The organism is Nonlabens dokdonensis (assembly GCF_002162835.1).
Lineage (GTDB): Bacteria > Bacteroidota > Bacteroidia > Flavobacteriales > Flavobacteriaceae > Nonlabens > Nonlabens dokdonensis_B.
Genome location: NZ_MAAX01000109.1, coordinates 1 through 10,547, shown reverse-complemented (window position 1 = coordinate 10,547; position 10,547 = coordinate 1). Strand labels below are relative to the sequence as shown.

Below are 10,547 nucleotides of genomic sequence, written 5' to 3'. Positions count from 1 at the left end.
CAACTATAAGCATGATGTTACTTATTCCTATGCCGCCAGATAACAGGACAAGTGCACCTACCACATAGCCTACTAATGAGAGAACATCAAATAAGCCTGTAAACTTTGCAAACTCTTCTGCAAGATCCCAATTTCCTATTGCTCTGGTGTCCTCAGGATGAACGTTACGTTGTTCTCGCATGATAGATAAAACTCTAGGTTTTAATTGTGTCATGCTTACATCATTATTTGCGGTAATTGCCATCCATCCTACATTGTCTGCAGTATTGAATGCTTTCCCAAAAGTTGTAAATGGAATGAATATAGTGTTTGCTTCTTCTTCACTGTCACCTTGTGTACTGGGATTTTGAAAAACACCTACTACTTTAAAGTTTACCCCTTGCAATTTGATATAAGTTCCTATAGGTTCTTCACCTAGGTCATAAAGTGCCTTTACTACATCTGTACCTATTACTGCACTTTTCATTTCCTTTTGGATATCTGAGTAGTTGATCCATCTACCTTTAATAATATCCATGTATTGTTGATTGATAAACTCTGGATAATCACCATTAACTTGAAAGGCACCAGTTTTTTCATTACGGGAAACATTATTTGCTCCTCTATAACCGCCTAATTGCAGGCGTGGAGACACATATTGTAACTGTGGTAATTTTTCTTTGAGAACAGCAACATCAGCTAGCTTAAATTGAACACGACGTCCTTTATTCATTCCTTTATATGGTATAGAAGTACTTTGACCCCACATAAACATGGTGTTTGTGGCGCGATTACCAAAGTTTGCAGTTGCTCCATTCTTGAGACCATTAGTTAAGGCAAGTAGAGTAACTAAAATGAATATACCCCAAAACACTCCAAAAGCGGTTAGTATTGTCCTCAATTTATTTGAATTGAGCGCTTCTAATATTTCATTCCATCTATCTCTACTAAACATATTATTCGTCTCTTAATGCTTCTATAGGTTTAATATTTGCAGCTCTTCTGGCAGGAATAAACCCTGCAAGTGCGCCAGAAACCACTAAAATTATCACTGTAGTAATAGAAGTAGTAAAATCAACAGTTGGGTTTTTAATAAAGTCCATTTCTATAGATGGACCTACTAATTCTAGTATTCCTACCCCTATAAAAAGACCTACAAATCCAGCTATTGCTGTAATAAATATGGATTCTTGTAGGACCATCCATATGATCTCGCTAGGTAGAGCTCCTAGTGCTTTACGTATCCCTATTTCTTTAGTTCTTTCCTTTACTACTATAAGCATAATGTTTCCTACACCTACTACTCCAGCTATGATAGTCCCTATACCTATGAACCAAAATACAGCTCTAATGGTATCTATTAAACCATATATTTTTTGTGCTTCTTCTAAGGTATCATCTACTCTTATAGCAACTCTATCGTCAGGAGCAACACTAAACTTAGTTCTTAAGTCTTGATCAATAGATTCACTCATAGCAGCACTTAGAGCTACTGCTTCATCAAAATTATCACTCATTTTTACCGTATATGCAATACGGTCAATATTCTCACCTGCGTTAAATACTTTTTGCGCTGTGGTAATAGGTATAAATAAACGGGATTCTTCTCTAGAACCACCAGGATCGGTATAAACTCCCACGACTATAAAGTTGATGTTATTATTAAGTAAGATTGTTTTACCTATAGGGTTTGTGTTAGGGAAAAGGTCTTCTTTCATTTGATAGCCTATAACACCTACTTTACGAGACTCCTCTATATCTGATTGTGATATGTAACGGCCTTGTGACAATGTAGCGTTTTCTATCCATTGCTGGTCTGCAAAAACTCCTTCTATACGGTAACTGCCTTGTTTTTCTTTATAGTTTACTTGTCCACCCCATGATCTGTATAAGCTAGTTTTATACTCTATTTGCTCTTTATATTTTTCATTGAGATTTTCATAATCCTTATTAGTCATTTGCAACCTGCGACCAGGATTAAGCCCTTTGTAACCTTTAGTGGTAACTCTAGTGCTTACACTTATACGATTAGTGGCATCTTGTTCAAATTGGGTACGTACGCCATTCTCAATTCCTGAAGAGAACCCTAGAAGAATGACGAGTATTAATATTCCAGATGCAACTGATAAGCTAGTAAGAAACGTACGTAGTTTATTCTTGTTAATAGTATCAAATATCTCTTGCCAGCGTTCTATATTAAACATGGGCTTTTGCTTTTATTTGATTTACCAGCCTATCATCGATTATACGTCCATCTTTTAAGTTAACTATACGTTTAGTCATCTCTGCTATATCGGGCTCATGGGTAACCACTAGAATGGTTCTTCCTTCTTCATTAATGCCCTGGATCAAGTCCATAACCTCATAAGAGGTCTTGGTATCTAAGGCGCCCGTAGGTTCATCTGCTAGAAGAACTTTGGGATCGCTTGCTAGTGCTCTTGCAATTGCTACACGCTGTTTCTGACCTCCAGAAAGCTGATTAGGTAAATGATCTGCCCAGTCTGCAAGTCCCACTTTTTCTAGGTAGTGCATTGCTTTTTCATCACGCTCTTTACGTCCTACTTTCTGGTAATAAAGAGGTAATGCTACATTATCAATAGCATTCTTATAACTTATAAGATTAAAAGACTGAAAAATAAAACCTAAGAATTTATTGCGGTATTGAGCTGCAATTTTCTCATTTAAATTTTTGATAGGAGTATTATCTAATGTATAAGTACCGCTATCAGCCTCATCTAGCATTCCTAAAATATTTAACAATGTAGATTTACCAGATCCTGATGAACCCATGATGGATACTAATTCACCTTCTTTTACAGAAAAATCAATACCTTTTAAAACGTGCAATGAGGTATTTCCTGTAATGTAAGATTTGTGTAAATCAGTTATTTCTATCATGGTTAGTGCGTATAAAGTATATCGAACAAGTCTATTTAAACTAGACTGTAAATTTCTACACTTGTTACACTAATAGTGATAATTATATGTTAATTGATTCTTAACGTAGTCTTTGGATCGACTGACTTGTTAAACACCTAATTGATTTAATTATCCACCTCTTCAGATTTTTTTTGGGTGTTTTTGTAAATCATGTAAATAATGGCACCTACTAGAATGTATGGAAATGCCATTAGATAAGTAATTCCATTATTAAGCCCTTGTGCTGCTGCGGTGTCTCCAGAACTTTCTATTACAGCACGACACATGGCGCATTGCGCTTTCGCGAAAGCGGGAACACTAAAAACAATAAATAATATAAATAGCTTTTTCATATTTATATCTTAGTAGTAAGGTTGCATGAAAACATACACTAAAACTCCTGTAACTGCTATGTACATCCATATAGGAAAAGTCCACTGAGCTATTTTTTTATGCTTTTCAAATTTCTTGTTCCATGCAAAATACATAGTATAAAGGACGAGAGGTAAAATGATTCCTGAAAGTACAATGTGACTTACTAGAATGAATAGATATAGGTACCTTAAAGGCGCATCGTTAGGATAGGCAACAGGTTCATTACTTATTTTTGAGATGACATAACTTACTAAAAACACTGCACTCAGTACAAATGCTGTAGTCATTACCCATCTGTGAGCGGTGCGGTTTTGTTTTTGTATAAGTATATATCCGCTGGCAAGTAATACGGCAGTCATACCATTAAGGACAGCATGGAATAAAGGAAGTAAACCGGCGTCTATGCCTAAAAAATTGTATCGCTCTGGCATAAGCATAAGTAACACTACAACTAATGGTACTAAAATAGAAATTGTAATAATTATTGCAGGACCTCTTTTTTCTAACATAATTTTACTTGTTTAATAAAGTTTCAGCATCTTGAATGATCTCTTGAATTTGAGCTGGAATATCGTTTTCTTGTACGCCGTTATAATGATAGATCCAGTTTTCATTTTCTTCATCTATTCTTACTTTACGAGATCTTATATAACCATTTCTATCAACAAGGGCAAAATTACCGCTGTGCTCGAAGCGTATACTCTCATTCTCACTTTCGGCAACGTAGGCGTTAAAACCTTCTCTACTTAATTTATAGATAGCATCTTTATTTCCAGTTAGAAAAAGCCACTTATCGTTTGCATTATATTTTTTTGAATACTCTTTTAAAACCTCTGGTGTGTCATTATCTGGATCTATGGTAATAGATACGGTACGAAAGTCTTCTAGGTTTTCTAAGGCTTGATTTATTTTGGACATATTCATACTCATAGGAGTGCAAATAGTAGGACATGTAGTAAAGAAAAAATCAATGACATAAACTTTGCCTAGTAAATCCTGATTTGTAATAGTGTCGCCATTTTGATTCACAAATTCAAAATCTGGTACTTTGTTGAATTTTTTTAGAAACTTGTCAGCTACTGGGATGCGATTTTCTGTCCTATTGCTATCTACAACCTTATCTTTATTGATGTAATGAATCACATTAGTTACCGCAAAGACACCAAATATCACTATGATTATAGCTAGTCCTATATAGTATGGAGTATCTTTTTTCTTATTCATTATTTTGAATTTTTTCGTCTCTATTTTTCTTAAAGGCAAATCTATATTCAGCGAGAAGAACTCTAATATCGTCCATCATTCTTTTATTCAAATTTGCTATTAAATAGGTGTCATATCCATAAACCATTCCTAGTTCCTCGTCATTTGTGCGGCCACGTAGAGATCGTTGCTTATCAATTACAAAAGCATGTTCTGAAGAAAGGTCTTTATTAAGCGTTAAATTAGATTGAAATGAATTGAAAAGATCATTAATGGCTTTATCTGTACCTATGATAAAGTGCCAATCAGATAAATCGGTGGTTTCTGCCATTTGTGCTTTGATTTCTTCTATATCGGTAGCGCCTTCTTTAGGTAATACACTTATCATTTGAAAGCCATCAAATTCATGAAAATCTTTATAAATCTTTTCATTTACATTTGAAACGTAACCTATTCTTTTATAAGGCTCGCTACCTAAAAACGTAACTATAGAAACACTGTCTTGAAGTCGGATCTTGTTACCATCTATGGTTTCAAATCTATCCAGTTCCATTACTTCTTCAGTAACAATAGGTAGTGTTTTAAAATGATGTTCTCCGTTTAAAAAAAATAAGTAGGTAAGCAGTGGCAGAGCAAATAGAATTATTAGGACACTAATAATAGCGACCCTACTAGTTTGTTTAATTCCTTCTGCTTTAGGTAAATCTGACATAATTTAATTTTAAACAAATTTGACAATTGGGTATAAAAAAGGACGGATTAAAACCGCCCTATTTATTTAACTACCTAGTCGTCATTAGAAGTCTGTACTTACAGCAGCACTTTTATAAACTTCATAGATATAATCACCTTCTACTAACAGTATAGCAATAAGGTATATAATTAAGAATACTGCTGTCCATACTACAGCTCTCCTTAAACCACTTATTTCATCTCGCATGTGCATGAAATCCCAAGTGATATAGTAAGCTTTTACTATTGTAAGTATTATAAAAATCCAGTTTAAAAACTTTAACTTTAAAAAAGTACCGTTCAAGAAATCAGGTTTAATATATCCTAAAGCTACTTCAATAATAGTAACGATAGAAAGGAATATTAGAACACCCCAAATCTTTTGAGTATTAGATTTAAATTTAACAAGACCTCTAAAAATCTCTAATTTATGTTCTGCGTGTCCGTCTGAATGTGCTGCGTGATCTGCCATTTTAATATCTTAAATAATTTATACGAGGTAGAAGAATGTAAATACAAATACCCAAACTAAATCTACAAAGTGCCAGTAAAGACCTACCTTTTCTACCATCTCATAACTACCTCTTCTCTCATAGGTTCCTAAAAGAACATTGAAGAAAATGATAATATTAAAGATTACACCAGAGAATACGTGAAAACCGTGAAAACCAGTGATGAAAAAGAAAAAGTCTGCAAATAGTGGAGCGCCATATTCATTTTCTGTAAGATTAGCACCTTCTACTACGCTTACGGCATCTTTATTCAACTTTGCTAAAGCATCTGCTCTAGAAAGAACTAATTTTTCACTAGCTCCAGTTTCTTCGTTTAAAACTAATTGTTGTGTTCTTATGGTGATGTCAGGATTTGATTTAAATCCTTCCATAACTTCTTGAAGTGTATAAGAGGCATTGTACTGACCAGAACTTTCAAACCAGATACCGTCATTGTTTCCGTAAGGTTCTACATCTCTAGGACCTACTGAAGCAAACTCGTCAAGTGCGACACGTTTCTTATGGTCATTTACATCTACAAATTGTAATATTTTACCACCTTTAGTCTTAACAGCTCCATACTCACCAGCGATAAAGTTTTTCCATTCCCAAGCTTGTGAGCCTACAAATATTAAACCTCCTATAACGGTAAGAAGTAGGTATAAAGAAACTTTTTTCTTATCCATATGATGACCTGCATCCACTGCAAGCACCATAGTTACAGAAGAACCAATCAAAATAAAGGTCATCAATGCTACATAGAACATTGGAGCATCAGTCCCATGTAAAAATGGAAAGTGATTAAAAACCTCATCTGCAATAGGCCATTCTTCAATAAATTTGAATCTTGAAAAACCATAGGCAGCAAGAAATCCTGTAAAAGTAAGCGCATCCGATAGGATGAAAAACCACATCATCAGTTTTCCATAGCTGGCATTAAGAGGCTTAGTATCGCCTCCACCCCATTTTTGTCCTTCGGTACCAGTAGTAGCTACTGTTGTATCCATAACATTAGATTAGTTGTAAGTTGTTGCAAAAATAGGTTAAAAAATATCTTTAGCAAAAACTAAAAACAGAAGAAGAAAAATCCATAACACATCAACAAAGTGCCAGAAAATCGCTCCTAATTCAAAACCTAACATTTCATCTTTTGAATATTTTTTAGAAACTGCTTTAAAAGTAATGACAGTCAGTGAGATAAGCCCTGCAACAATGTGAGCAAGGTGTGCCATAACAATAATGTAGATGAAGGAACCTGCGACACTACTTCCTTTTCCAGTAAAAAATATTCCTGCGTCAGTTAAAGAGCCAAATCCATAAAATTGCATGACTACAAAGACAGTTCCTAACAAAAATGTTATTCCAGTCATCAAAGACGCTCCAGAGAGGTTGTTACTTTTCAAGCTCTTTTTAGCTAGAAATAGAGTTAAAGAACTTAATAAAATGATTCCTGTACTATAGAAAAACTCTGATGGAAGTTCTACTTCTACCCAATCTCTACGACTGCTGCTTATTATATAAGCACTAGTTAAACCAGCAAACATCATTAACAAACTCATGATGGCAAACCACATCATCTGTTTTTTTGATCTTGCGATTTTTTCCTTAATAGGTAATTGCGTTATATCTGTCATTATTATCTTAAAAATTTATCTACTACGTATATAATCTGAATTAGAGTGATGTAACTCACACTAACTAGCATTAATTTCTTCGCAACCTCGTTACTACGTTCTTTGTATAATTTAAAAGCGTAGTATAAAAACCAAGCACCTAGTGCTCCTACAATAATAGCGCTCCATATGGTCATGTAAAGTTCACCAGTCACTCCAAAAACTGGAATCAAAGAAACCATAACCGTCCAGATCGTATACAATATAATTTGCATGGCAGTTCCTTTATCTGCCGCACCAGTAGGCAACATTTTAAAACCACCTGCTTTATAGTCGTTCTCTAGCATCCATCCTATCGCCCAAAAGTGTGGAAATTGCCAGAAAAACTGCAACATGAATAATGTGCCAGGTTCTATCCCAAAATTTCCACTTGCAGCTACCCAACCTAACATATAAGGAATCGCACCTGGAAAAGCACCTACAAAAACACAAAGTGGTGTTCTTGTTTTTAAAGGTGTGTAAACCGCGGCATAAAGCACAATACTCAACGCCCCAAAAAACGCTGTGGCAAAATTGATCAAATAGAGCATATAAATACCACTCAAAGCCATGATCAAGCCGTAAATCCATGCACTTTGTACAGAAACACGTCCAGTAGGCAATGGCCTATTTTGAGTGCGCTTCATTAACGCGTCTAGATCTTTCTCTATAATTTGATTAAAAACATTTGAAGAGCCTACCAGAAAATAACCACCTACCACAAGTAGAATGATGGTCCATAGATCATAATTATTTGCGGCAAGAAAATAACCAGCAATAGAAGAAAACACTACTACTACCGATAGTCTCGGTTTAGTGATCTCAATGTAATTTTGAATTACACTAGGAGATTTTTCTATGGCAGTCGTTTCACTCAAAAAAGCTGTTTTTTAAAGGTTTGCAAAGATACCTCACAACTCCTTTGCCGCAAAGATTTTGTATAGCTTTCAGAGGATTTTATGATTATAGAAGAATGTACTTGTTTCGCTTTCGCGAAAGCGAGATCACAAACAAAAAAAGAGAGCCATATTAGAATAGTCCTGTGACTTTCCTTTATTTGTCACATGGAGCTTGTAGAAATGGATTTGGATACGAATAATACGCAACTTCGACAAGCTCAGTTTGACATTTAGTTATTGATTTATTACAATATGTTAAAAAACAAAATTTACAATCCTCCCTGGAATTACAACTGCTTTTTTAATCGTTTTCCCTTCCAATTGTTGCTGTACTTTCTCGTTAGCCAGCACCATTTTCTCCAACTCATCTTTTGAAACGTCTACCGGTAAATCCAGTGTAAATTTCATTTTACCGTTAAAAGAAATAGGATACGTCTTACTGCTTTCTACTAAGTGCTTTTCATCAAAAACTGGGAAAGGCGCTTCACTTATAGACTCCTTATGACCTAATAATGACCATAATTCTTCGGCGATGTGCGGTGCATATGGTGATACAAGAACAGCAAGTGGTTCTAACACTTCACGACTATTGCATTTTTGAGCGGTCAACTCATTTACCGCAATCATGAAACTACTCACACTTGTATTAAATGAAAAGTTCTCAATATCATCTTGCACCTTTTTAATAGTCTTGTGCAAGGTTTTCATGCTATCTGGTGATGCTTTTTCTTCACTAACAGAAAAACCAGCATCGTTATGATACAGTTTCCACAGCTTTTTCATAAAACCATAAACTCCAGTAATACCAGCAGTATTCCATGGTTTAGCCTGCTCTAGCGGACCTAAAAACATCTCGTACAAACGCAAAGTATCTGCTCCATACTGATCACAAATATCATCTGGGCTAACGACGTTGTATTTAGACTTAGACATTTTTTCTACTTCACGAGAGACTTTGAATGTTCCGTCTTCAGCGGTAATGAATTCTGTAGACGCATAATCTGGACGCCAAACTTTAAAAGCCTCCATATCCAATTCATTCTGAAGATTAACTAAAGAAACGTCTGCATGAAGCTTTCTTCCTGACTTGATATTCAAATCCTTAGCTTTTACGCCTTGAGAAATAAATCTTTTTTCAATCTTACCATCAACTTCAATCTCTAATTCCTTCACAAAAGCACTCTCACCCAAAATCATCCCTTGATTGATCATCTTTTGGAAGGGTTCTTCTACCGTGACTTTACCTAGATCGTGTAATAACTTTACCCAGAATCTACTGTACAACAAGTGACCGGTCGCGTGCTCGCTACCACCTATATATAGATCTACGTTATTCCAATATTCTTGTGCTTCTGCAGAGAACATCTCGTCCTCGTTGTTAGCATCCATGTATCTGAACATGTACCATGAACTACCTGCCCAACCTGGCATGGTGTTCAATTCTAGCGGATACACACAATCTCGATCGTCATCATTAGAAACGACTTTATTTTCTTGAGTACACCAGCTCCAAGTTGTTGCACGACCTAATGGTGGCGCACCATCTTCAGTAGGTAAATATTCATCAACTTCTGGCAATTCGATAGGCAAGTGCTTGCGATCTATCATTTGTGGTAATCCATCCTTATAATATACCGGGAAAGGCTCACCCCAATAACGCTGTCTAGAAAATACCGCGTCACGCAGTCTATAATTGGTTTTTCCTTTTCCTGCTCCTATTTCTTCAAGTTTTTGAATCGCTGTGTACATCGCTTGTTTGTAACTCATTCCGTTTAAGAAATCGCTATTACAAAGAGGTGTTTTATCTTTAGGCGTGTAGGCTTCCTCAGAAATATCTACACCTTCAAATATATTCTTGATTTCAGGCATTCCTTCCTGACCAGCAAAAAAGTTGGCAAATGCATGATCACGCTCATCACCACATGGTACTGCCATTACAGCTCCAGTTCCATAACCAGCCAATACATAATCACCTATCCAAACGGGAACTGGCTCACCACTCAATGGATGCGTAGCATATGCTCCAGTGAATACACCAGAGATAGTCTTCACATCGGCCATGCGCTCTCTTTCAGATCGTGCTGCTGTTGCTATTTTATAAGCCTCTACCGCGTCTTTTTGAGCCGCAGTAGTAATTTGATCTACCAGTTCATGTTCTGGTGCAAGCGTCATGAATGTTACTCCATAAATAGTATCAGGTCTGGTGGTAAAAATATCTATTCGCCCCATTGCCTGCGGCATTTCCCCAGTGGGGACAGTTGGATTGTGCTTCGATTCTAGTTGAAACGAGACCATGG

Annotated in this window: 12 protein-coding genes; all 12 read right to left on the bottom strand. The window is 35.9% G+C overall.

The window, feature by feature from the left end; translation table 11 throughout:
* Positions 1-880, bottom strand: an 880-nt coding sequence (locus A9Q93_RS07130; protein WP_303686697.1) for an ABC transporter permease, incomplete at its 3' end; no start/stop codon positions are given.
* 55 nt (positions 881-935) lie between these two features.
* Positions 936-2,183, bottom strand: a complete 1,248-nt coding sequence (locus A9Q93_RS07125) for an ABC transporter permease (RefSeq protein WP_303686696.1) — start codon at positions 2,181-2,183, stop codon at positions 936-938.
* Complete coding sequence (locus A9Q93_RS07120) at positions 2,176-2,877, bottom strand: ABC transporter ATP-binding protein (protein WP_303686695.1); 702 nt, start codon at positions 2,875-2,877, stop codon at positions 2,176-2,178. The genes A9Q93_RS07125 and A9Q93_RS07120 overlap by 8 nt, the downstream gene beginning before the upstream one ends.
* 146 nt (positions 2,878-3,023) lie before the next feature.
* Positions 3,024-3,251: a hypothetical protein gene (locus A9Q93_RS07115; RefSeq protein ID WP_303686693.1), complete on the bottom strand. Its 228-nt coding sequence runs from the start codon at positions 3,249-3,251 to the stop codon at positions 3,024-3,026.
* A 9-nt stretch (positions 3,252-3,260) separates the two neighbouring features.
* Entirely contained in the window at positions 3,261-3,782 is a 522-nt protein-coding gene (locus tag A9Q93_RS07110; RefSeq protein ID WP_303686692.1) for a DUF420 domain-containing protein, read from the bottom strand.
* 4 nt (positions 3,783-3,786) lie between these two features.
* Positions 3,787-4,497: an SCO family protein gene (locus A9Q93_RS07105; RefSeq protein ID WP_303686691.1), complete on the bottom strand. Its 711-nt coding sequence runs from the start codon at positions 4,495-4,497 to the stop codon at positions 3,787-3,789.
* Positions 4,490-5,188 (bottom strand): membrane or secreted protein, encoded by a 699-nt coding sequence (locus A9Q93_RS07100; RefSeq protein WP_303686690.1) that lies wholly within the window; start codon positions 5,186-5,188, stop codon positions 4,490-4,492. Before A9Q93_RS07100 ends, A9Q93_RS07105 begins: the two co-directional genes overlap by 8 nt.
* A gap of 84 nt (positions 5,189-5,272) precedes the next feature.
* Positions 5,273-5,680 carry a cytochrome C oxidase subunit IV family protein gene (locus tag A9Q93_RS07095; protein WP_303686689.1) on the bottom strand — a complete coding sequence of 136 codons (408 nt, stop codon included), beginning with the start codon at positions 5,678-5,680 and terminating at the stop codon, positions 5,273-5,275.
* An 18-nt stretch (positions 5,681-5,698) separates the two neighbouring features.
* Complete coding sequence (locus A9Q93_RS07090; RefSeq protein ID WP_303686688.1) at positions 5,699-6,706, bottom strand: cytochrome c oxidase subunit 3; 1,008 nt, start codon at positions 6,704-6,706, stop codon at positions 5,699-5,701.
* A gap of 36 nt (positions 6,707-6,742) precedes the next feature.
* Entirely contained in the window at positions 6,743-7,333 is a 591-nt protein-coding gene (locus A9Q93_RS07085) for a cytochrome c oxidase subunit 3 (RefSeq protein WP_303686687.1), read from the bottom strand.
* 2 nt (positions 7,334-7,335) lie between these two features.
* Entirely contained in the window at positions 7,336-8,229 is an 894-nt protein-coding gene (cyoE, locus tag A9Q93_RS07080) for a heme o synthase (protein ID WP_303686686.1), read from the bottom strand.
* Between the two features lie 276 nt (positions 8,230-8,505).
* Positions 8,506-10,547, bottom strand: a 2,042-nt coding sequence (locus A9Q93_RS07075) for a class I tRNA ligase family protein (RefSeq protein ID WP_303686685.1), incomplete at its 5' end; no start/stop codon positions are given.

Bases quoted from the DNA above. Each gene is read 5' to 3' on its own strand.
- A9Q93_RS07125 (WP_303686696.1), bottom strand. From the start codon at position 2,183: ATGTTTAATATAGAACGCTGGCAAGAGATATTTGATACTATTAACAAG.
- A9Q93_RS07120 (WP_303686695.1), bottom strand. From the start codon at position 2,877: ATGATAGAAATAACTGATTTACACAAATCTTACATTACAGGAAATACC.
- A9Q93_RS07115 (WP_303686693.1), bottom strand. From the start codon at position 3,251: ATGAAAAAGCTATTTATATTATTTATTGTTTTTAGTGTTCCCGCTTTC.
- A9Q93_RS07110 (WP_303686692.1), bottom strand. From the start codon at position 3,782: ATGTTAGAAAAAAGAGGTCCTGCAATAATTATTACAATTTCTATTTTA.
- A9Q93_RS07105 (WP_303686691.1), bottom strand. From the start codon at position 4,497: ATGAATAAGAAAAAAGATACTCCATACTATATAGGACTAGCTATAATC.
- A9Q93_RS07100 (WP_303686690.1), bottom strand. From the start codon at position 5,188: ATGTCAGATTTACCTAAAGCAGAAGGAATTAAACAAACTAGTAGGGTC.
- A9Q93_RS07095 (WP_303686689.1), bottom strand. From the start codon at position 5,680: ATGGCAGATCACGCAGCACATTCAGACGGACACGCAGAACATAAATTA.
- A9Q93_RS07090 (WP_303686688.1), bottom strand. From the start codon at position 6,706: ATGGATACAACAGTAGCTACTACTGGTACCGAAGGACAAAAATGGGGT.
- A9Q93_RS07085 (WP_303686687.1), bottom strand. From the start codon at position 7,333: ATGACAGATATAACGCAATTACCTATTAAGGAAAAAATCGCAAGATCA.